The organism is Allobrachymonas wangyanguii (genome assembly GCF_045055315.1).
In the GTDB taxonomy this organism is placed as follows: Bacteria; Pseudomonadota; Gammaproteobacteria; order Burkholderiales; family Burkholderiaceae_C; genus Brachymonas; species Brachymonas wangyanguii.
The window spans coordinates 13963-33927 of record NZ_CP173677.1 but is presented as its reverse complement, the minus strand read 5'-3'; the positions used below and the strand labels follow the sequence as shown (position 1 = coordinate 33927).

The following is a 19965-nucleotide window of genomic DNA, read 5'->3' as shown; positions in this document are numbered from 1 at the left end:
TCCTGCGGCGGGTTTTTTGTTGCGTGTGATGCTGCCGGGATACCTTTCACTAGCGTCAGCCCCTAGCCCCGGCGTCACACAGTCGTGCCAGAATCCCGGAAGCAGCCGCAGCGGCGGCTGTCTGCCACGGAGACCTCCATGCTGCGCCACGCCACCAAGATTGTTGCCACCATCGGCCCTGCTTCCAGCACGCCCGAGATGCTCGAAGCCATGATCCGCGAGGGCGTCAGCGTGGTGCGGCTCAACTTCAGTCACGGTGTGGCGCAGGACCATATCGATCGCGCACGCCTGGTGCGCGAGGCGGCGCAGCGTGTCGGCCGCGAGATTGCCATCATGGCCGACCTGCAAGGCCCGAAGATCCGTGTCGGCAAGTTCGCCGAAGGCCGGATCGTGCTGGAGCCGGGTGCCAGCTTTGTGCTCGATGCCAGCCGCACCGAACCGGGCGATCTGCAGGGTGTCGGCCTGGACTACAAGGAGCTGCCGCGCGATGTGCGCCCCGGCGACACGCTGCTGCTGAACGATGGCCTGATCACGCTGCGCGTGGATCGCGTGCAGGGCGAGGCGGTCCACACCACGGTGCTGCTGGGCGGCGAGCTGTCCAACAACAAGGGCATCAACAAGCAGGGCGGCGGCCTGTCGGCACCGGCGCTGACGGCCAAGGACATGGAGGACATCCGCACCGCCATGAGCTTCCAGGCCGATTACGTGGCGGTGAGCTTTCCCAAGAGCGCTTCTGACATGGAAATGGCGCGCCACCTGTGCCATATGGCTGGTGCCGAGTACGGCCACCGCCCCTTCCTGATTGCCAAGATCGAACGCGCCGAGGCGATTCCGCGCCTGCCGGAAATCCTGCAGGCCAGCGATGCCATCATGGTGGCGCGCGGCGACCTGGCGGTGGAGGTCGGCAACGCCGCGGTGCCGGCGCTGCAAAAGCACATGATCCGGCTCGCGCGCGAGCACGACAAGGTGGTGATCACCGCCACCCAGATGATGGAGAGCATGATCGTGAACCCGGTGCCGACGCGCGCCGAGGTCAGCGACGTGGCCAACGCCGTACTCGACGGTACCGATGCCGTGATGCTGTCGGCCGAAACCGCCGCCGGCCGCTTTCCACTGGAAACGGTGCGCGAAATGGCCAATATCTGCATCGCCGCCGAGGCGCATGACAAGTTCGAGCTCGATGCCGACTTCACCGGCAAGACCTTCAGCCGCATCGACCAGTCGATCGCCATGGCGGCGCTGTTTACTGCCCACCACATGAACGCCAGGGCGCTGGTGGCGCTGACCGAATCCGGCTCCACGGCACTGTGGATGAGCCGCTACCGCGTGCGCACGCCGATCTATGCCATGACCTCGCGCCAGGCCTCGCAGCGGCGCATGGCCCTGTTCCGCAACGTGCATGCGCTGCTGACGGAGACGCACCTGGTACGCGATACCGTGCTGCGCGAGGTCGAGACGCATCTGCTGCGCGAGAGCGTGGTGCAGCAGGGCGATACCTATGTGCTCACCTGCGGCGAGCCGATGGGCACGCCGGGTGGCACCAACATGCTGCAGGTCTGCCGCGTGCAGTAAGGTTGTTGGCTGGCCTTGCAAGCAGGGCTTGGGTAAAATGGGCGGATTCCCTGCCGCGTGCAGGGCAGGCTTGCCCTGCGCCAGCCTGCTTCCGGTTTTCAACTTCTAAGGAATCATCCCATGGCACTCGTATCGATGCGCGAACTGCTGGACCATGCTGCCGAAAACGGCTACGGCATTCCGGCCTTTAACGTCAACAACCTGGAGCAGGTGCAGGCCGTGATGTCGGCTGCCGACGAAGTGGGTGCCCCGGTGATCCTGCAGGCCAGCGCCGGCGCGCGCAAGTACGCAGGTGAGCACTTCATCAAGTACCTGATCCAGGCTGCTGCCGAAGCCTACCCGCACATCCCGCTGGTGATGCACCAGGACCACGGTACCAGCCCGGCGATCTGCCAGGGCGCGCTGGACCTGGGCTTTGGCTCGGTGATGATGGACGGTTCCCTGCGTGACGACGGCAAGACGCCGGCCGATTTCGATTACAACGTCTCCGTGACCAAGCAGGTCGTGGAAATGGCGCACAAGATTGGCGCCACCGTCGAGGGCGAGCTGGGCTGCCTGGGCAGCCTGGAAACCGGTGAAGCCGGCGAGGAAGATGGCGTGGGCGCCGTTGGCAAGCTGGAGCACAGCCAGATGCTGACCGACCCGGAAGAAGCCGCCCAGTTCGTGCAGGCCACGCAGCTGGACGCGCTGGCCATCGCCATCGGTACCAGCCACGGTGCCTACAAGTTCACCCGCCCGCCCACCGGCGACGTGCTGGCCATCAGCCGCGTGAAGGAAATCAACGCGCGCATTCCCAACACCCACCTGGTGATGCACGGCTCTTCCAGCGTGCCGCAAGACCTGCTGGACATCATCAACCAGTACGGCGGTGACATGAAGCAGACTTACGGCGTGCCGGTCAAGGAAATCCAGGAAGCGATCAAGTACGGCGTGCGCAAGATCAACATCGACACCGATATCCGCATGGCGATGACTGGGGCCGTACGCAAGTTCATGCACGAGAATCCCTCCAAGTTCGACATGCGCGAATGGATGAAGCCGGCGCGCGAAGCCGCCAAGGCGATCTGCAAGCAGCGCTACCTGGAATTCGGTTGCGAAGGCCAGGGCGCCAAGATCAAGGGCATCCCGCTGTTCGTGATGGCCGAGATGTATGCCAAGGGTGACCTGAAGCAGAAGGTCAACTGATCGACGGCTGACCGGCAGGACCAGACTGCCGGTATCGCTCCAGCCCGCGTATGGCTGCCCCTGTGGATGCACAGATGGCAGCTGGCGCGGGCTTTTTGCTGCCCGCCCGCTATAGGAATTGGCTGACAGGCATCGTCGGCATCGGATGGCAGGCCGGGGATGCGTCTGCACGCACACTGGAATCAGCAAGTTTCCCCATGACCAGCCGGTTGTGGATTCCGATTCCACCTAGCGAGGAGAACATCATGAGCAATAGCGATATCGGCCAGCCTTCCCAGGACCCGCGTCCGATCGCCCAGGAGGCGATTACCCCGGAGGAAGCCAAGCGAGAAGTGTCCGGCGTGGCCGCAGGCGGCGGCGCCGTGGCTGGTGCGGCGGGCGGCGTTGCCATCGGTACTGCCGTGGGCGGCCCGGTGGGGGCGCTGGTAGGCGGCGTGATTGGTGCTGTGGCCGGCGCCGTGGGTGCCTATGCCGCCGTCGATGCCACCGACCCCGACTACAGCTACTGGAAGGACAACTACCAGCAGCAGCCACACTATGTGAACGACTACAACTACGACGATGACTTTGCGCCGGCCTACCGTCTGGGCTACCAGGGACGCCGTCGCTATGAAGGCCAGACCTGGGCCGAGGCTGAAAACTCCTTGCGCACCGACTGGGAGCAGCTCAAGGCCGGATCGCGCCTGAGCTGGGAGCAGGCTAGTGATGCCAGCCGTGCCGCCTGGGAGCGTGTTGAAGGCCAGGTACTGGGCGGTTCCGACAAGGCCTGATGCTGCGCCAGCCGAGCGCGCATCAGGGATAATAGGACATCCGCCCCGCTGGGGCGCATGTCCTTTTTACTGCCTGAACCATGAGCCAACCCGACGCCCTGCATACCTCTTCCCTCCAGTCCCTGCCGCTGCTGGCGCGCGGCAAGGTGCGCGACAACTACGCCGTGGGCGATGACCGCATCCTGATGGTGGCCAGCGACCGCATCAGCGCGTTCGACGTCATCATGGGTGAGCCGATTCCGGGCAAGGGTGCGCTGCTGACGCAGATGGCGCTGTTCTGGTTTGACAAGCTCAAGGGCATCGTGCCCAACCATCTGACCGGCGATGCCCCCGAGAGCGTGGTCAGCGCCGCCGAAGTGCCGCAGGTGCAGGGCCGCAGCATGCTGGTCAAGCGCCTGAAGCCGCTGCCGGTCGAGGCGGTGGTGCGCGGCTACCTGGCCGGCAGTGGCTGGCAGGAATACCAGCAGAGCCGCAGCGTCTGCGGCGTGCCGCTGCCCGAGGGCCTGCAGAATGCCAGCAAGCTGCCCGAGCCGATCTTTACGCCGGCGGCCAAGGCAGAAGTCGGCGAACATGACGAGAACATCAGCTTCGAGCAGGTCGAAGCCACCATCGGCAAGGAGCTGGCGGCACAGATGCGGGATATCAGCATCGCGCTGTACCAGGCCGCAGCCGATTACGCCCTGACCAAGGGCATCATCATTGCCGATACCAAGTTCGAGTTTGGCCTGGATGCCGACGGCACGCTGACGCTGATGGACGAGGTGCTGACGCCCGACAGCTCGCGCTACTGGCCGCAGGACGGCTACCAGGCCGCGTTCGAGGCTGGCCAGAACCCGCCGAGCTACGACAAGCAGTTCCTGCGCGACTGGCTGGACACCGCCACGGTGGATGGCAAGCCATGGGGCAAGGTGGCTCCGGCGCCGCAGCTGCCGCAGGAGGTGATTGACGGTACGACCGCCAAGTACCGGGAGGCGTTGCAGAAGCTGATGCAGTAAGCGTCCTTTGCCGCAGAAACAGACATGCCACCCAAGGGTGGCATGTTGCGTTGTGGGGGTACAGCTTACTTGTTGTTCCAGCCCGAGGGGTAGTTGTAGCCAGGGAAGCGCTTCAGCGCGTAGGCCTTGAACTCGGGGGAGCGGTAGGCGGCAATCACGTCCTTGGCCCACTGCGTGTCCAGATTGTCATTGCGGATCGCGCCGATATTGACATAGGCCTTGCTCTTTTCCTGGAACAGGCTGTCACTGAGCTTCATGCCGCTGCTGACCGCGTAGTTGCCATTGACAATGGCAAAGTCGACATCGGAGCGGGAGCGTGGCAGCTGGGCTGCCTCCAGTGGCTTGAACACGATGTTGTGCTTGTTGCTGGCAATGTCGCGCTCGGAAGCCGTGACGGGGTTGATGCCAGGCTTGAGCGTCACCCAACCCAGATCGCGCAGCAGCACCAGGGCGCGCGCCAGGTTGGTCGGATCGTTCGGTACGCTCACGATGCTGCCAGACTTGACGTCTTGCAGCTGCTTGCTCCTGCCTGCGTACAGGTTCATGGGCGCAGTCGGGACGTGGAATACCGATGTCAGCGTCAACTTGTGCTGGGCGCGGAACTTGCTCAGGTAGGGGTGGTGCTGGAACACGTTGACATCCAGCGCGCCCTCCTGCAGCGCCAGGTTCGGGCGGACGTAGTCGGTAAATTCGACCAGCTTGACCTTGTAGCCATTCTTTTCCAGGATCGGGCGGATGCCTTCTTTCACCTGGTCGCCGTAATCACCCACGGTGGTGCCGATGACGATTTCCTTTTTCGCCGGATCAGCGGCCAGGGCCGGCTGGCCCAGTGCGACCAGCAGGGTAGCGGTCACGCTGGCCTTGAGCAAATCTCGCAGTGTCATGGTGTCTCCTTCAGTTTCTTGTGTTTCGGGATGGGGTTGGACTTACTTGACCCAGCCTGCCGGGTAGTTGTAGCCGGGGAAGCGCTTCAGCGCGTAGGCCTTGAACTCGGGCGAACGGTAGGCGGCGATGACGTCCTGTGCCCACTGCGTGTTCAGGCTCTTGTTCTGGAACACGCCCACGTTCAGGTAGGCCTTGCTGCGTTCCTGGAACAGGCCGTCCTTCAGGTTCATGCCGCTGCTGACGGCATAGTTGCCGTTGACGATGGCAAAGTCCACATCGGCGCGCGAACGCGGCAGCTGCGCGGCTTCCAGCGGCTTGAGCACGATGTTGTACTTGTTGCTGGCAATGTCGCGCTCGGACGCGGTGGTGGTCTTGATGCCGGGCTTGAGCGTGATCCAGCCCAGGTCACGCAGCACCACCAGCGCGCGCGCCAGGTTGGTCGGGTCGTTCGGCACGCTCACGGTGCTGCCGTTCTTCACGTCTTCCAGGCGCTTGCTCTTGCCGGCGTACAGGTTCATCGGCGCGGTCGGCACCACGAATACCGAGGTCAGCGTCAGCTTGTGCTGGGCGCGGAACTGGTTCAGATAGGGCTGGTGCTGGAACACGTTGACGTCCAGCGAGCCTTCCTGCAGTGCCAGGTTAGGGCGGATGTAATCGGTAAATTCGACCAGCTTGACCTTGTAGCCCTTCTTTTCCAGGATCGGGCGGATGCTTTCCTTGACCTGGTCACCAAAGTCGCCGACGGTGGTGCCAATGACGATTTCCTTTTTCGCCGGATCAGCGGCCAGGGCATGGCCACCCAGGGTGGCGAACAGGGCGGTGGCCAGCGAGGCCTTGAGCAGGGTACGGATGTTCATGGGTTGGTTTCCTGTAAAAAATGGGATGGGAATCAGCGCTTGTCCAGGCGCGCCGCGATCAGGTTGCCGGACACCTGGATCACTTGCACGATCAGGATCAGCAGCAGCGACATGGCGACCAGCACCACGGTGTCGTAACGCTGGTAGCCGTAACGGATCGCCAGGTCACCGATACCGCCACCGCCAACCACGCCGGCCACGGCGGAATAGCTCAGGAAGCTGATCGTCAGGATGGTGAAGCCGGCAACCAGGCCGGAGCGTGCCTCGACCAGCAGCACCTTGACGATGATCTGCAGCGGGCTCGCGCCCATGGCCTGGGCGGCTTCGAGCACGCCGCGCGGAATCTCGCGCAGGGAGGTCTCGGCCAGGCGCGCAAAGTAGGGAATCGCGGCAAAGGACAGCGGCACGGCGGCCGCCAGCGGGCCGATCGAGGTGCCTGCAACCCAGCGCGTGAAGCCGCTCAGCACCACCATCAGGATGATGAAGGGGAAGGAACGCACCAGGTTGACCAGCCAGCTCAGCGCGCCGCCGAGCACGCGGTTTTCGTACATCTGGCCCTTGCCGGTGAGGTAGAGCAGGATGCCCAGCGGCAGGCCGATCAGCACCGCGGCGGTCAGGCCGATGCCGAGCATGATGGCGGTTTCGATGGCAGCCTGGATGATTTCATCCTGCATGCCGGCCAGGTGCTCCCAGGCGGCAGCCCAGCTGAAGGTTTCTTCGTTGTTGCTGAAATCGTCCATGATCAAGCCTCCTCTGCCAGCAGCGCCAGTGCCTGCGGCGATTGCATGCGGAACTCGCCATCGCGTACGTCGGCGATCTCGACCACGCGGCCCTGGTCCATCACGGCGGCGCGGTGGCACAGCTGGCGCACCACGCGCATCTCGTGCGTGACGATGACGATGGTCACGCCAAAGCGCTGGTTGATCGATTGCAGGCAGTCCAGTACCGCGCGCGTGGTCTGCGGATCCAGCGCCGAAGTCGGTTCGTCAGCCAGGATCACCTTGGGGTTGGGCGCCAGCGCCCGTGCGATGCCGACACGCTGCTTCTGGCCGCCGGACAGCTGCGCCGGGTAGTGCTGCGCGCGGTGCGCCAGGTCCACTACCTCCAGGCATTCGGCCACGCGCTTGTCGATATCGGCCTTGCTCCAGCCGGCAATCTGCAGCGGAAAGGCCACGTTGCCGGCGACGGTGCGGTTGGCCATCAGGTTGAATTGTTGGAACACCATGCCCATGTGCTGGCGCGCCTGGCGCAGGCCGGCCGCATCCAGCGTGGTCAGGGTCTGCTCGCCGATGCGCACCGAGCCGCCATCCGGCCGCTCCAGCAGGTTGAGCAGGCGCAGCAGGGTCGATTTGCCAGCGCCGGAATGGCCGATCAGGCCAAAGATTTCACCCGCGCGGATGTGCAGCGAGGTGGGGTGTACCGCGTCAAACCAGCCAGACCCGTGTGGGGCGGGGTAACGCTTGAAAACCGAGTCGAGTTCTATCATCTGTCTGTGCCGCGGGTAGCGGCCTCCCTGTCAAGGAGGACGATTCTAGCAAATCCATGGCTTTATATGCCATTTAAATCATATAAAGATATTGTTTGAATATGACTTTGGAATATAAGGGATTTCCCCTGTGCGTTGCGCGGACGCTGGCATGTCCTGTTACCACTTGGCAGCCGCAAGCCGGAACTTTGCGCCTGCTGGCCACATCCATCAGGGAGCCATTCCGGCTTTCCGGGCCGCCTGCTGCAGGCCGACGCCCGTGATCCCAACCAGGAGATTCCCATGTCGATTGCAAGCCGTTTCGTTCCCCTGGCCGTGCTGGCCACCACCCTGCTGGCGACCACCGGCGTTGCCCATGCCGATGACCGCATCTGTCGCGGCACCATCAGCAACCAGACCATTGACGGCGATATCAAGGTGCCGCGCGGTGCCAGCTGCGTGGTGTCCAACAGCCGCATCGACGGCAACATCCAGTCCCAGGGTGCGGCCTCGGTGACGGTGCGCAACAGCACGATCGACGGCAATATCCAGCTCGACAAGGGCCGCCGCATCAGCCTGCGCGGCAATCGGGTCGATGGCGACATCCAGCTGATGGGCAACCGTGGCAGCATCGCGGTGCAGGGCAACCGCGTGGATGGCAACCTGCAGTGCAAGGGCAACAGCCAGCGCCCGACCGGTGGCAACAACCGCGTTGACGGCAACAAGGAAGACCAGTGCGCGCGCCTGTAAGTCGGTAGCGCTGATCGTCTCCCAGGGCTCCCTGCTCCGGCGGGAGCCCTTGTCATGTGGGGTCAGGCAATATCTGTCATGATGCCCCCTGATTCCCGTTAGATCCCAGGAGATTTTCATGCCCCAGTTGTTCGATGCCTACACGCTGTCTGGCCTGCCGCTGCGCAACCGTATCGTCATGGCCCCGATGACCCGTGCGCGCAACCCGGATGCCGTGCCGAATGACCTGACCGCGCTCTATTACCGCCAGCGCGCCAGTGCCGGCCTGATCGTGAGCGAAGGCGTGCCGGTATCGGAAATGGCCAATGGCAACCTGTACGTGCCGGGCCTGTACACGCCCGAACAGCAGGAGGGCTGGAGCCATGTCACGCAAGCCGTGCATGAGGAGGGCGGCGCCATCTTCGCCCAGCTCTGGCATGTGGGCCGCGCCTCGCACCAGAACCTGCTGCACGGCCGCAAGCCGCACAGCTCCACCGCCCGCACGGCCGACACCAAGGTGTTTGCCTATGACCTGAATGGCAAGCCCGGTTTTGTGCAGGCCACCGAGCCGCATGCGATGACGACCGACGAGGTGCGCGAGACCGCCTTCGATTTCGGCAAGGCCGCTGGCCGCGCTATCCGCGCCGGTTTTGACGGCGTGGAAATCCACGGCGCCAACGGCTATCTGCTGGAGCAGTTCATGAACCCGCTGGTGAATGACCGCACCGACCAGTACGGCGCCCAGACCATGGACGATCGCCTGCGCTTCGTGCTGGAAGTGGTGGACAACGTGGTGGCTGCCACGGCACCGGGCAAGGTCGGCGTGCGCCTGTCACCCTGGGGCCGCTTCAATGACATGCCCGATTACGCCCAGCTCGAGGAGACTTACCTGCAGCTGATCCGCAAGCTGGACGAGCGCGAGCTGGCCTATGTGCACCTGATGGACCAAAGCAATGGCCAGGGCCGTCCCGATGCCGAGGGCCAGAACGAAGCCTTTCTGCGCAAGGTGCGCGAGGCCTTCCCGCGCGGCGCCATCATCGTGGCTGGTGCCATGACGCTGGAGGTGGGCAACCATTTGTTGCAGCAGGGGCTGGTCGATTTGGTAGGCTTTGGTCAGCCCTTCATCCCCAACCCGGATCTGGTGCAGCGCCTGCAGCATGGCTGGCCGCTGGAGCAGCCGGATCGCCGCACCTATTACGGTGGCGGCCGCGAAGGCTATACCGATTACCCCAATTACCAGGGCTGACCCCGTGGCGGCTCCGGTAGTGTCCTGACGGAGATCGCCCATGCCACATCATCTGACTCCCTGGCGTTCCGCCGCACTGGCGGCGGCGCTGCTGGCTAGCAGCCCGCAGTTGCTGGCGCAAGCGGCTACTGGCCAGACCATTGCCAGTGGCCTGGAACGTCCCTGGGCGGTAGCCTTTCTGCCTGGTGGCCGATTCCTGGTGACGGAAAAACCCGGCCGGCTGCGCGTGATCGAGCCCGATGGCCGCATCGGAGCGCCAGTGACCGGCGTGCCGCGCGTGGTCGATGCCGGCCAGGGCGGCCTGCTGGACGTCATCACCGACAGCGGCTTTGCCAGCAACCGCACGCTGTACTTCTGCTTTTCCGAAGCCGGTGACAATGGTGGCAACAGCACCGCGCTGGCGCGTGCACGCCTGTCGGCCGACAACCGCAGCCTGCAGGACGTGAAGGTGATCTTCAGTCAAAAGCCCAAGGTGCGCAGCAGCCTGCATTTCGGCTGCCGCATTGTCGAGCGCACGGTGGCTGGCAAGCCCGACGGCACGCTGTTCCTGACGCTGGGTGATCGCTACAGCCAGCGCCATGATGCGCAGCGGCTGGGCAACCACCACGGCAAGGTGGTTCGCGTGGGCAAGGATGGCTCGGTGCCGCGTGACAATCCCTTCTTTGGCCGGCGCGATGCCTTGCCCGAAATCTGGAGCTATGGCCACCGCAACCCGCAGGGCGCCACGCTGGCACCCGATGGCACGTACTGGATCCACGAGCATGGCGCGCAGGGCGGCGACGAGATCAACCTGCCCAGGCCGGGCAAGAACTACGGCTGGCCGGAAACCAGCAAGGGTGTCGATTACGGTGGCGGCCCGATCGGCACCGGCAAGCCCAGCCTGCCCGGCGTTGAAGAGCCGCTGCACTTCTGGGATCCGTCCATCGCTCCATCCGGCATGGCTTTTGTCACCAGCGAGCGCTATCCGGGCTGGAAGGGCAACCTGATGGTGGGCGCCCTCAAGTTCCAGTATCTGGCTCGGCTGGAGCTGAAGAACGGCAAGGTGGTGGCCGAGCACAAGCTGCTCGACAAGGTCGGCCACCGTATCCGCGACGTGAAGCAGGGACCGGACGGCTGGCTCTACGTGGTCACCGACAACCCGGACGGCAAGCTGATCCGCGTACGGCAGTAAAACCCGGCTTCTGCATGCAAAAGGCGCCCATCAGGCGCCTTTGGTCATCGGATAGGGGCGATCAGCTCAGGATCACGCTGCTCAGGCGACGGCGGTAGGTGGCCACGGTCGGGTCTTCGGGCGGGATCTGGCCTTCGGCCACGGCCACGGCCGGCGGTTCGATGATGTCCAGGATGGCGATATAGCTCTTGCGCGCCTGGCCGTCGTTCCAGGTCTTGTCGCGCATCAGGATCTCGAGCAGTTCATCCATGGCATCGGTCCACTGCTGGCTGGCCATCAGGCGCTGGGCACGCGCGAAGCGGGCGTCAAAATCACGCTTGTTGGCGGCGATGCGGGCATCCAGCGCGGCCAGATCTTCGCCGCTCTCGCTGGCGTCCAGCGCATCCATCCATTGCTGCAGGCTGCCCAGGCGCTGCACGCTGGCCGCCTTGGCAATCACCGGGGCAAAGGCGACCTTGGCATCGTCCAGGCGATCCAGCTGCAGCAGCAGCTTGATGTAGTCGAAGCGCGCATCGTCATTCGCCGGGTCGGTGGCGACGGCGTGCTGCAGCTTTTCCAGGGCGGTATCGGTATCGCCGGCCTGCAGCGCAGCCTGGGCTTCGTCTTCTTCCTGCTGGGCCGCGACTTCTTCCGGGGCCGGCAGGTGCTTGTCGAGCAGGGCGCGGATCTGGCCTTCGGGCTGGGCGCCGGCAAAACCGTCGACCGGCTGGCCGTTGACCATCAGGATCACCGTGGGCACGCTGCGCACGCCAAACATGCCGGCAATCTGCTGCTCGTCATCGACGTTGATCTTGGCCAGGGTGAAGCGGCCGGCGTAATCGGTCTCCAGCTTTTCCAGCACCGGCATCAGCTGCTTGCAAGGGCCACACCAGGGTGCCCAGAAATCGATCAGCACGGGGGTGGTTTGCGAGGCGACGATGACGTCGGATTCAAAGTTTTCAGTGGTGATATCGATCATGGTGTGGCGAAAGGGCTGGGGAGGGGGCTTGGCTGGACAGGGTGCCCAACCTTACAATAGAGGGATTGTGGCCTATTGCAGGCACGTTTTATTCATGTGGGATGTGTGGCCGGTATTTCAAGCCGTGCCAGCCGGTGGTCGTCAGGGCAACCGGCTTTTCGTGTTTCTGCACATCCGCAACCATCCAGACAACAGGAGTCAGCCAATGAGCCAGGTGCAAGTAGGCGTCATCATGGGATCCAATTCCGACTGGGACACCATGCAGCATGCCGTCGAGATCCTGCAGGGATTCGGCGTTGCTTTTGAAGCGCGCGTGGTATCCGCCCACCGCATGCCCGATGACATGTTTGCCTATGCCGAAACGGCTGCCGAACGCGGCCTGCAGGCCATCATCGCCGGTGCCGGCGGTGCGGCGCACCTGCCGGGCATGGTGGCTGCCAAGACGACCGTGCCGGTGCTCGGCGTGCCGGTGGCCTCGCGCCACCTGCAGGGCGTGGATTCCCTGCACAGCATCGTGCAGATGCCCAAGGGCGTGCCGGTCGCCACCTTTGCCATCGGCCAGGCCGGTGCTGCCAACGCCGCGCTGTTTGCCGTGGCGCTGCTGGCGAATCACGATCCGGCGCTGCGCCAGAAGCTGGATGATTTCCGCCAGCGCCAGACCGAAGCCGCACGCGCCATGGCGCTGCCGGTCAACCAGCAGAAAGGCACGGTCTGATGAGCGAACAGGACGCAGGCATGGTACAGACCGTGCGCTCCGACAGCGATACCGACAGCCTGCACACCACGCTGGGCGTGCTGGGTGGCGGTCAGCTGGGACGCATGCTGGTGCACGCAGCGCAGGCCATGGGCTATGACACCGTGGTGCTGGACCCGCAGGCCGATGGCCCGGCCGGCCAGGCCAGCCAGCAGCAGGTCGTGGCGGCCTATGACGATGCCGCCGGCTGGCAGCAGCTGGCCGATGCCTGCGATGGCATCACCACCGAATTCGAGAACGTGCCGGCTGCCGCGCTGGCCTGGCTGGCCGAGCGCAAGCCGGTATCGCCGCCGGCCCATGCCGTGGCGATTGCCCAGGATCGCGTGCAGGAGAAGGAGCACTTCACGCGCTGCGGCGTGCGCTGCGCTCCGTTTGCCAGCATCGCGTCTGACGCCGAGCTGCAGGACGTGACCGACGCCATGTTTCCCGCTATCCTGAAGACGGCGCGCATGGGCTACGACGGCAAGGGCCAGTCGGTGGTGCAGGATCGTGCCGGACTGGTGCAGGCCTGGGTCGAGATGGGTCGCGTGCCTTGCGTGCTCGAGAAAAAACTCGAACTGGCACTGGAGTGCTCGGTGATCGTGGCACGTGACGTGCAGGGTCAATTGGTGCATTTCCAGCCGCAGCGCAACGTGCACCATGGCGGTATCCTCGCCACTACTTATGCCTTCCCCGGGGCCGTGCCAGAGCACCTGGCGCAGCAGCTGGTCGAGGCCACCGGCCGCATCGCCGCCGGCCTGGAATACGTGGGCGTGCTCTGTGTCGAATACTTCATCCTGGCCGATGGCAGCTGGGTGGTGAACGAGATGGCGCCGCGCCCGCACAACAGCGGCCACTACACCATCGATGCCTGCGAGCACAGCCAGTTCGAGCTGCAGCTGCGCACCACCATGCACCTGCCACTGGTACAGCCGCGCCACCACAGCCCCTCGGTCATGCTCAACCTGCTGGGCGATGTCTGGTTCGATGCCGCTGGTGAACAGCGCATTCCGCCCTGGGAAGAAATCCAGCGCCTGCCCGGCGTGCACCTGCACCTGTACGGCAAGCAGGACGTCAAGCGCGGCCGCAAGATGGGCCATGTCACCATCACCGCCGCCAGCGTGGACATGTTGCAGGACAAGGCAGCGCAAGTCGCGCAGATTCTGGGCCTGCCCTACGAACGCCTGCAAGTTGCCGCCTGATGGCGGCAGTTCGCAGACGATAAATACCAGATGCTGCTGAAAGCTACCCCGGACATCGCCGCTGACGAGCGCCAGCAGGCGCTGCAGCAGGCCGCGCAGGTGCTGGCTGATGGCCAGCTGCTCGGCCTGCCGACCGAGACTGTCTACGGCCTGGCGGCGCGCGCCGATGACGATGCCGCCGTGGCCGCCATTTTTGCCGCCAAGCAGCGCCCGGCCAGCCACCCGCTGATCGTGCATGTGCCGGATCTGGCCAGCGCCGCAGCCTTTGTGGCGCCAGACTTTCTGGAACAGGCACCCACCCATGCCGCCAGCCTGATGCAGGCCTTCTGGCCGGGGCCGCTCACCGTGATCGTGCCGCGCCGCGATGGCATGGCGCAGGCGGCTGCCGGTGGGCAGGATTCGGTTGGCTTGCGTTGTCCTTCGCACCCGGTGGCGCATGCGGTGCTGCAGCTTGCTGCGGCACTGGGCGTCAAGGGCGTGGCTGCACCCAGCGCCAACACCTTTGGCCGTGTCAGCCCGACCACCGCCGCCCATGTGCAGCAGGAGTTTGGCGACAGTCTGACCGTGCTTGATGGCGGTGCCTGCCAGGTTGGCATTGAATCCACCATCATCGATTGCACGCGCGGCCAGCCGGTGCTGCTGCGCCCCGGCATCATCACGCCGGAAATGGTGGAGGCGCGTACCGGCATCCGCGTGCTGCTGCCGCACGAAGCCGCCACGCGCCAGGCGGCGCCGCGCGCCTCGGGCACGCTGACGGCACACTATGCACCGCAGGCGCGGGTCGTGCTGATGCCGACAAAATTGCTGCAAGAGCGTGCAAAAGACGGTAACTTGCCGTCAGATGTCGTTATCTGGAGCCGTACGACCTTGCCGGGCATGGCGCAGCGGGTCGCCATGCCGGACGATGCCGCTGCTACCGCGCAGCAGCTGTTTGCCCAGTTGCGTGATTTTGATGCGCAGGGCGTGCGCGAGATCTGGGTCGAAGCGGTGCCGGCGCATGCCGACTGGGCTGGCGTGGCCGATCGCCTGCAGCGCGCTGCAGCGGCTTGAGTTGGCCTTCTTGTAGTCAATACGCGGCAAAAGCGCGTAATTTCCTTTATCTGTCTCCGAATGTCGGCGGCTTGCCGTGCCGGTAGCGGATTTTCAGGTCCAGGATCATGCTGGCCAGCAGCAGCGTGATGCTGTTGGCAATCACCATCGGCCAGGAATGCAGCCACAGGCCATAGGCCAGCCAGAGCGCCACGCCCAGCGTGAACAGGCTGTACATGCCAAGCGAGATACCGGCGACGTCGCGCGTGCGCCAGCTGTGCAATGCCTGCGGCACAAAGCTGATGGTGGTCAGGGTGGCGGCCGCATAACCGGCCAGCGTGCCGAGATCGGCCATCAGCGCGTGCCCGGTTGCATCGCGGTCCATTCCACCAGCTGGTAGAAGGCGTCACGGGCGCGGCCGGCTTCGGCGCCATTGGCCATGGCCACCAGCACGTAGCGGCGGCCATCCAGGCCAGTGACATAGCCGGCCAGCGCATTGGCATCGCGCAAGGTGCCGGTCTTCAGATGGGCGCGGCCGGGCAGGCCGGTGGCCTGGCGACGCAGCGTGCCGTCCATGCCATACATCGGCAAGGAGGCGACAAAATCCGGCATCATCGGCGAACTCCACATGTACTGCAGCAAACCGCCAAGCGATGCCGCGGTGATGCGACCATCACGCGAGAGGCCGGAGCCGTTCACCGGCGTTGGCGGCGCATAAGGCCGGAGCTTGCGCTGCCACCAGTCCTGCACCGCGGCCTGGGCGCCGGCAAAATGACCCTGGCCATAGCGCTGCACGCCCAGCGTCAGGAACAGCTGCTGGGCCATCACGTTGTTGCTGAACTTGTTGATGTTGCGTACCGCCTGGGGCAGTGGCTCGGACTCGCTGCTGGCCAGCGGCGTGCCGCGCAGCAGGGCGGCCGGCGTGCTGCCGTAGCGTACCCGGCCTTCGAGCTGGCCACCCAGGCTCTGCCACATGCCGAGGATGGCCTTGCCGGCCTGTTCTTGCGGCTGCGGCCAGGCCGCCAGCCATTGCTGCTCGCCACAGCTGGCCGGGTAGCTGGCGGGTAGTGCAATCTGGCGCTGTGCCTGGCTGCGTGCTTCCAGCTGGGCGATCCAGCCGTTGCAGCTGCCGGCATCTAGCGGCAGGCTGGCCGGAATGCCGCTGTCGGCCATCGGCGGATCCAGCCGCAGCTGGGCCATGTTCTGGCTGGCATCGGGCTGGAGCTGCAGCACAAAGGACTTGTAGTTCACCAGCAGGCCGTCCGGTTGCGCGTTATAGGGCTGCAACGCCTCGCCATCGAAGGCGCCGGGATCACGCGCGGGCAGCTGGAACACGCTGTTGTCCAGCACCAGATCGCCGCTGATGCGCTGCACGCCGCGTTCGCGCAGCGCCCGTAGCAGCAGCCAGAGCCGCTCCTGCACCAGGCCGGGATCGCCGCTGCCTTGCACATACAGATTGCCCTGCAGCACCTGCTGGCGCACGCTGCCATCGCTCCACAGGCGCGTGTTCCAGCGGAAGCCGGGGCCGAGCTGGTCCAGCGCGATGCCGGTGGTGACCAGCTTCATCACCGAGGCCGGATTCATGGCCTGCGTCACGTTGTGGCTGACCAGCGGCAGGCCGCCATCGGCCGGAGCCACCAGCAGGGCTACTTGCGATAGCGGCATGCCCACGCGCTGCAGCGGTGCCGTTACCTCGACCGGCAAGGGCTGGGCCGGGGCCTGCAGCGCCAGTGGTTGCGCCTGCGAGACAGGCAGCGGTGTCAGCAGCGTCAGCGGCAACAGCACGGACAGATAGCGGCGCAGGCGCTGTTTCAGGGAGAGGGTCGATACAGGCTGGGACATGGCAGGCGAAATCTCCGGGAATCTGTCCGCATCATGCCATGGCCGCCACGCGACTGTGGAACAATGCGGGGCATCATGAGCGACGCTGTTTCTACCCCTGCCGATGCCTCCACGCTGCCCGTCCTGCGCCAGTGGGATGCGGCGGCCCCTCTGCACCTGCTGGCCATGGATACCGGCACCAGCGAGCTGACGATCGCCGTAGGCGAGTGGGCCGCTGGTTGCGCCATCGCCGGCGAGCCGCCTGCGCTGCAGCAATATGCCGGCGCCGGATCGGCCCAATCGTCTGCCACGCTGATCCCGGTGCTGCTGCAGCTCTTGCAGCAGGCCGGCCTGACGCTGCCGCAACTCGACGCGATTGCCTTTGGCGCCGGTCCGGGATCGTTCACCGGGCTGCGTACTGCCTGCTCGGTGGCGCAGGGGCTGGCGCTGGGGGCGGAGCTGCCGCTGCTGCCGCTGGATACCCTGATGGTGACGGCCGAAGACTACCGTAGCCGCCATCCGCTGCAGCCGGGCGACACGGTCTGGGCGCTGCTTGATGCGCGCATGGACGAGATCTACGTGGCCGGCTGGCGCTGGCAGCCGCTGCCCGATGGTGCACCGCACTGGGAGCCGCTGCACGATGCCGTGCTGGCACGCCCGGAAGACCTGCTGGCCGTGCCCGGCTTGACCGCCGATGCGCGGTGTGCCGGCAATGTGCAAGCGGTCTATGGCGAGCGCATGCCCTTGCAGGTGGCGCACGCCATGCCGGTGGCCGATGCCATGCTGCGGCTGGCTCCGGCCTTGCTGCAACAGGGGCAGGCCGTGGATGCCGCAATGGCACTGCCGCGCTACGTGCGCAACAAGGTGGCACAGACCACGGCCGAGCGCGAAGCCGCCAAGGCAGCAGCTGGCAAGGCCTGATGCAGCACGAAGCCACACCGCAGACTGGCGTGCGCTTCACCCAGGCGCACCGTGCGCATCTGGACGAGATCCTGGCGCTGGAACAGGCCGCCTACCCCTTGCCCTGGTCGCGGCAGAACTTCATCAGCATCCTGGACGACAGCAGCGGCCGCTACACGGTGCAGCTGCTGCGCCTGCGCGCCGAGCGTGATCGCGAAGTGCTGGCGGGCTATTTTGTCGCGTTGCTGGGCGTGGAAGAGGCGCACTTGCTGAATGTGGCGGTGCACCCGCGGCTGCAGGGGCAGGGCTGGGGCCAGTTGCTGCTGCGCCAGCTGCAGACCTGGGCGGTGCTGCATGGCGCGCGCCAGATCTGGCTGGAAGTGCGCGACAGCAACCCGCGTGCGCGCCAGGTCTACGAGCGCTGGGGCTATGTGGAGATGGGGCGGCGCAAGGACTACTACCCGGCACTAGGCGGCGGCCGCGAGGCTGCGACCGTGATGTGCCTGCAGCTGCCGGATTGAAGCACCCCGGAATCGCCCCCAGCCCGGGTGGCGATTCTTTGCGACAATAGGCACTCTCATGCAAACACGCTCCGTTTCCCCTTCCTGCCGCCACGCCAGCGGCCTGCCGCCATGGCCCTGATGCTGGATCGCCGCCAGCGCGCCATGCTGGCCGAGATGGGCGTGCGCGTCTGGCTGCCCTTGCCCGAGGCCGCAGCACCGGTCGCTGCCGTCGCCGATGCTATCGCGCCGGCAGCAGAGCCTGTGGTTGCGCCTGTGCCGACCCCGGTGCCCGCTCCCGTGCCCGAGCCGATCCGCCCGCGCCCGCCCGCGCCGGTTGCCACGCCTGCGGCCTTCGCCGCTACCGATACCGGTCTGCAGCCACTGCCCTTGCTGCAAGGCCAATCGCTGCCGCAACTGCAGCAACTCGCCGACAGCTGCAAAGGTTGTGAATTGCACCGCACGCGCCAGCACAGCGTCTGGGACGCCACGCCGATCCCGGCGGAAGGCCCGCGCTGGTTGTTCGTGATCGATGCCCCCGGCGCTGCTGAAAACGCCAGCGGCCAGCCGGCCCAGGGCGATACCGGCAAGCTGCTGCAACAGATGCTGGCTGCCTTGCGTCTGCCCGCCGCGCAGGTGCGCCGCGTGCACGCCACGCGCTGCGCGCCCGAAGGCCGCGTCGCCACCCCGGCCGAAGTCGGCCATTGCTCGGCCTGGCTGCGCCGCGACATCGCGCTGTACCAGCCGGACCTGATCGTGGCGCTGGGCCGTGCCGCCGCCTGGGCCTTGTTGCGCAGCGAACAGCCGCTCGGCCAGTTGCGTGGCCAGCCGGCACGCATCCACTTGCCGCCCGAAGACGCCGACCTGCAGCCCGTCCTGGCCGATATTCCCGTGGTGGTCAGCTACCCGCTCGACTTCCTGCTGCGCCACCCCGAAGCCAAGCCGCGTGCCTGGTCCGACCTGTGCCTGGCCGCCGACCTGCTGCAGCAGCGTCGCAGCCCTGTTTCCTCTCCTGATTCCGGAATCCCGTCATGACCTTCCTCGAAATGCTTGCCGCTGCCGAGCAGCGCAACCAGTCCCAGCTGTGCGTCGGCCTGGATCCCGACCCGGCGCGCTTCCCGCAACCCTGGCAGGGTGATGCCGGCCGCATCTACGATTTCTGCGCTGCCATCATCGATGCCACCGCGGATCTGGCGGTCGCCTTCAAGCCGCAGATTGCCTACTTTGCTGCGCACCGCGCCGAGGAACAGCTGGAACGCCTGGTGCAGCACATCCGCGCCGTGGCGCCCCAGGTGCCGGTCATCCTCGACAGCAAGCGCGGCGACATCGGCAGCACCGCCGAGCAGTACGCGATCGAGGCCTTCGAGCGCTATGGCTGCGATGCCGTCACGCTGTCGCCCTTCATGGGTTTCGATTCGGTCGAGCCCTATCTGCGCCGCCATGGCAAGGGCGCCTTCCTGCTCTGCCGCACGTCCAACCCCGGCGGCAATGACCTGCAGGCGCAGCCGTTGCGCGACGTTGTCGGCCAGCCGCTGCTGTACGAGCATATCGCCAGCCAGACGCAAGGCCCGTGGAACCTGAACGGCCAGCTCGGCCTGGTGGTGGGCGCGACCTACCCGCAGGAACTGGCGCGCGTGCGCGAGCTGGCGCCCAGCGTGCCGCTGCTGATTCCCGGCGTTGGAGCCCAGGGCGGTGATGCCGCAGCCACCATCCAGGCCGGCTGGCGCGGTACGCGTGCTGCCGACGGCAGCATCCGCAGCAGCGGTTTTGCCATCGTCAACTCCTCGCGCGCCATCCTCTACGCCAGCTCTGGCGATGACTACGCGGCCGCCGCGCGCCGCGAGGCCGAAGCCACGCGCCAGCGCCTGCTCGACGCCATGCCGGCCTGAGCGCGACAGCGGCCTGCGCCCCTGTCCTACAGCGTCGGCACTGCTGCACGTGGATACT

At 65.7% G+C, this 19965-nt stretch carries 20 protein-coding genes and 1 pseudogene; 14 read left to right on the top strand and 7 right to left on the bottom strand.

Going from position 1 to position 19965, the window contains the following annotated elements:
- Positions 1–138: 138 nt before the first annotated feature.
- From pyk to ACI3EV_RS00150, 4 genes are all read left to right on the top strand, one after another.
- On the top strand, positions 139–1572 hold the full coding sequence (pyk, locus tag ACI3EV_RS00165) for a pyruvate kinase (RefSeq protein WP_337691773.1): 1434 nt from the start codon (positions 139–141) through the stop codon (positions 1570–1572).
- Between the two features lie 120 nt (positions 1573–1692).
- Positions 1693–2757 (top strand): class II fructose-bisphosphate aldolase, encoded by a 1065-nt coding sequence (gene fba, locus ACI3EV_RS00160; protein ID WP_337691775.1) that lies wholly within the window; start codon positions 1693–1695, stop codon positions 2755–2757.
- 245 nt (positions 2758–3002) lie between these two features.
- Positions 3003–3527 carry a hypothetical protein gene (locus ACI3EV_RS00155; protein WP_329769757.1) on the top strand — a complete coding sequence of 175 codons (525 nt, stop codon included), beginning with the start codon at positions 3003–3005 and terminating at the stop codon, positions 3525–3527.
- An 80-nt stretch (positions 3528–3607) separates the two neighbouring features.
- The gene (locus ACI3EV_RS00150; protein ID WP_329769756.1) at positions 3608–4522 is read left to right on the top strand and encodes a phosphoribosylaminoimidazolesuccinocarboxamide synthase; all 915 of its coding nucleotides are present in this window, start codon (positions 3608–3610) and stop codon (positions 4520–4522) included.
- 65 nt (positions 4523–4587) lie between these two features.
- On the opposite strand, the gene ACI3EV_RS00145 is transcribed toward ACI3EV_RS00150, so the two are convergent.
- The 4 genes and pseudogenes from ACI3EV_RS00145 to ACI3EV_RS00130 all read right to left on the bottom strand — a co-directional run.
- Positions 4588–5406: a MetQ/NlpA family ABC transporter substrate-binding protein gene (locus ACI3EV_RS00145; protein WP_337691779.1), complete on the bottom strand. Its 819-nt coding sequence runs from the start codon at positions 5404–5406 to the stop codon at positions 4588–4590.
- Positions 5407–5448: 42 nt separating this feature from the next.
- Positions 5449–6264, bottom strand: a complete 816-nt coding sequence (locus ACI3EV_RS00140) for a MetQ/NlpA family ABC transporter substrate-binding protein (protein WP_329769754.1) — start codon at positions 6262–6264, stop codon at positions 5449–5451.
- Positions 6265–6296: 32 nt separating this feature from the next.
- Positions 6297–6938, bottom strand: a complete 642-nt coding sequence (locus tag ACI3EV_RS00135; RefSeq protein ID WP_329769824.1) for a methionine ABC transporter permease — start codon at positions 6936–6938, stop codon at positions 6297–6299.
- Positions 6939–7006: 68 nt separating this feature from the next.
- A pseudogene (locus ACI3EV_RS00130) lies at positions 7007–7672 on the bottom strand (methionine ABC transporter ATP-binding protein); the annotation flags it as partial.
- 360 nt (positions 7673–8032) lie between these two features.
- On the opposite strand from ACI3EV_RS00130, the gene ACI3EV_RS00125 reads away from it, so the two are divergent.
- The 3 genes from ACI3EV_RS00125 to ACI3EV_RS00115 all read left to right on the top strand — a co-directional run bounded on the left by ACI3EV_RS00125 (position 8033) and on the right by ACI3EV_RS00115 (position 10875).
- The gene (locus tag ACI3EV_RS00125; RefSeq protein WP_329769752.1) at positions 8033–8479 is read left to right on the top strand and encodes a hypothetical protein; all 447 of its coding nucleotides are present in this window, start codon (positions 8033–8035) and stop codon (positions 8477–8479) included.
- Positions 8480–8597: 118 nt separating this feature from the next.
- Positions 8598–9704, top strand: coding sequence for an alkene reductase (locus tag ACI3EV_RS00120; RefSeq protein ID WP_329769751.1), 1107 nt, complete (start codon positions 8598–8600; stop codon positions 9702–9704).
- 40 nt (positions 9705–9744) lie between these two features.
- Positions 9745–10875 (top strand): PQQ-dependent sugar dehydrogenase, encoded by a 1131-nt coding sequence (locus ACI3EV_RS00115; protein ID WP_329769750.1) that lies wholly within the window; start codon positions 9745–9747, stop codon positions 10873–10875.
- Between the two features lie 61 nt (positions 10876–10936).
- On the opposite strand, the gene trxA is transcribed toward ACI3EV_RS00115, so the two are convergent.
- Positions 10937–11833 (bottom strand): thioredoxin, encoded by an 897-nt coding sequence (gene trxA, locus ACI3EV_RS00110; RefSeq protein WP_329769749.1) that lies wholly within the window; start codon positions 11831–11833, stop codon positions 10937–10939.
- 205 nt (positions 11834–12038) lie between these two features.
- Between trxA and purE the strand changes: the two genes are divergently transcribed.
- The 3 genes from purE to ACI3EV_RS00095 are packed head-to-tail and all read left to right on the top strand — an operon-like array spanning position 12039 to position 14818.
- Entirely contained in the window at positions 12039–12548 is a 510-nt protein-coding gene (gene purE / locus ACI3EV_RS00105; protein ID WP_329769748.1) for a 5-(carboxyamino)imidazole ribonucleotide mutase, read from the top strand.
- On the top strand, positions 12548–13768 hold the full coding sequence (locus ACI3EV_RS00100) for a 5-(carboxyamino)imidazole ribonucleotide synthase (RefSeq protein ID WP_337691784.1): 1221 nt from the start codon (positions 12548–12550) through the stop codon (positions 13766–13768). Before purE ends, ACI3EV_RS00100 begins: the two co-directional genes overlap by 1 nt.
- Before the next feature lie 30 nt (positions 13769–13798).
- Positions 13799–14818, top strand: a complete 1020-nt coding sequence (locus ACI3EV_RS00095) for an L-threonylcarbamoyladenylate synthase (RefSeq protein ID WP_329769746.1) — start codon at positions 13799–13801, stop codon at positions 14816–14818.
- Positions 14819–14864: 46 nt separating this feature from the next.
- On the opposite strand, the gene ACI3EV_RS00090 is transcribed toward ACI3EV_RS00095, so the two are convergent.
- Entirely contained in the window at positions 14865–15182 is a 318-nt protein-coding gene (locus tag ACI3EV_RS00090) for a SemiSWEET transporter (RefSeq protein ID WP_337691785.1), read from the bottom strand.
- A complete protein-coding gene (dacB, locus tag ACI3EV_RS00085; RefSeq protein ID WP_337691787.1) occupies positions 15152–16639 on the bottom strand; it encodes a D-alanyl-D-alanine carboxypeptidase/D-alanyl-D-alanine-endopeptidase in 1488 nt (495 codons plus the stop codon). Before dacB ends, ACI3EV_RS00090 begins: the two co-directional genes overlap by 31 nt.
- Before the next feature lie 150 nt (positions 16640–16789).
- On the opposite strand from dacB, the gene tsaB reads away from it, so the two are divergent.
- The 4 genes from tsaB (at position 16790) to pyrF (ending at position 19907) form a co-directional block, all read left to right on the top strand.
- Entirely contained in the window at positions 16790–17539 is a 750-nt protein-coding gene (tsaB, locus tag ACI3EV_RS00080) for a tRNA (adenosine(37)-N6)-threonylcarbamoyltransferase complex dimerization subunit type 1 TsaB (protein ID WP_405198073.1), read from the top strand.
- On the top strand, positions 17539–18039 hold the full coding sequence (gene rimI / locus ACI3EV_RS00075; protein ID WP_337691790.1) for a ribosomal protein S18-alanine N-acetyltransferase: 501 nt from the start codon (positions 17539–17541) through the stop codon (positions 18037–18039). Before tsaB ends, rimI begins: the two co-directional genes overlap by 1 nt.
- Before the next feature lie 111 nt (positions 18040–18150).
- A complete protein-coding gene (locus ACI3EV_RS00070; RefSeq protein WP_329769741.1) occupies positions 18151–19053 on the top strand; it encodes a uracil-DNA glycosylase in 903 nt (300 codons plus the stop codon).
- Entirely contained in the window at positions 19050–19907 is an 858-nt protein-coding gene (pyrF, locus tag ACI3EV_RS00065) for an orotidine-5'-phosphate decarboxylase (RefSeq protein ID WP_329769740.1), read from the top strand. The genes ACI3EV_RS00070 and pyrF overlap by 4 nt, the downstream gene beginning before the upstream one ends.
- Positions 19908–19965: the final 58 nt, after the last annotated feature.

What these genes read in the sequence shown, in the direction of transcription:
- pyk (WP_337691773.1), top strand. Translation starts at nt 139, where the DNA reads ATGCTGCGCCACGCCACCAAGATTGTTGCCACCATCGGCCCTGCTTCC.
- fba (WP_337691775.1), top strand. Translation starts at nt 1,693, where the DNA reads ATGGCACTCGTATCGATGCGCGAACTGCTGGACCATGCTGCCGAAAAC.
- ACI3EV_RS00155 (WP_329769757.1), top strand. Translation starts at nt 3,003, where the DNA reads ATGAGCAATAGCGATATCGGCCAGCCTTCCCAGGACCCGCGTCCGATC.
- ACI3EV_RS00150 (WP_329769756.1), top strand. Translation starts at nt 3,608, where the DNA reads ATGAGCCAACCCGACGCCCTGCATACCTCTTCCCTCCAGTCCCTGCCG.
- ACI3EV_RS00145 (WP_337691779.1), bottom strand. Translation starts at nt 5,406, where the DNA reads ATGACACTGCGAGATTTGCTCAAGGCCAGCGTGACCGCTACCCTGCTG.
- ACI3EV_RS00140 (WP_329769754.1), bottom strand. Translation starts at nt 6,264, where the DNA reads ATGAACATCCGTACCCTGCTCAAGGCCTCGCTGGCCACCGCCCTGTTC.
- ACI3EV_RS00135 (WP_329769824.1), bottom strand. Translation starts at nt 6,938, where the DNA reads ATGCAGGATGAAATCATCCAGGCTGCCATCGAAACCGCCATCATGCTC.
- ACI3EV_RS00125 (WP_329769752.1), top strand. Translation starts at nt 8,033, where the DNA reads ATGTCGATTGCAAGCCGTTTCGTTCCCCTGGCCGTGCTGGCCACCACC.
- ACI3EV_RS00120 (WP_329769751.1), top strand. Translation starts at nt 8,598, where the DNA reads ATGCCCCAGTTGTTCGATGCCTACACGCTGTCTGGCCTGCCGCTGCGC.
- ACI3EV_RS00115 (WP_329769750.1), top strand. Translation starts at nt 9,745, where the DNA reads ATGCCACATCATCTGACTCCCTGGCGTTCCGCCGCACTGGCGGCGGCG.
- trxA (WP_329769749.1), bottom strand. Translation starts at nt 11,833, where the DNA reads ATGATCGATATCACCACTGAAAACTTTGAATCCGACGTCATCGTCGCC.
- purE (WP_329769748.1), top strand. Translation starts at nt 12,039, where the DNA reads ATGAGCCAGGTGCAAGTAGGCGTCATCATGGGATCCAATTCCGACTGG.
- ACI3EV_RS00100 (WP_337691784.1), top strand. Translation starts at nt 12,548, where the DNA reads ATGAGCGAACAGGACGCAGGCATGGTACAGACCGTGCGCTCCGACAGC.
- ACI3EV_RS00095 (WP_329769746.1), top strand. Translation starts at nt 13,799, where the DNA reads ATGCTGCTGAAAGCTACCCCGGACATCGCCGCTGACGAGCGCCAGCAG.
- ACI3EV_RS00090 (WP_337691785.1), bottom strand. Translation starts at nt 15,182, where the DNA reads ATGGACCGCGATGCAACCGGGCACGCGCTGATGGCCGATCTCGGCACG.
- dacB (WP_337691787.1), bottom strand. Translation starts at nt 16,639, where the DNA reads ATGTCCCAGCCTGTATCGACCCTCTCCCTGAAACAGCGCCTGCGCCGC.
- rimI (WP_337691790.1), top strand. Translation starts at nt 17,539, where the DNA reads ATGCAGCACGAAGCCACACCGCAGACTGGCGTGCGCTTCACCCAGGCG.
- ACI3EV_RS00070 (WP_329769741.1), top strand. Translation starts at nt 18,151, where the DNA reads ATGGCCCTGATGCTGGATCGCCGCCAGCGCGCCATGCTGGCCGAGATG.
- pyrF (WP_329769740.1), top strand. Translation starts at nt 19,050, where the DNA reads ATGACCTTCCTCGAAATGCTTGCCGCTGCCGAGCAGCGCAACCAGTCC.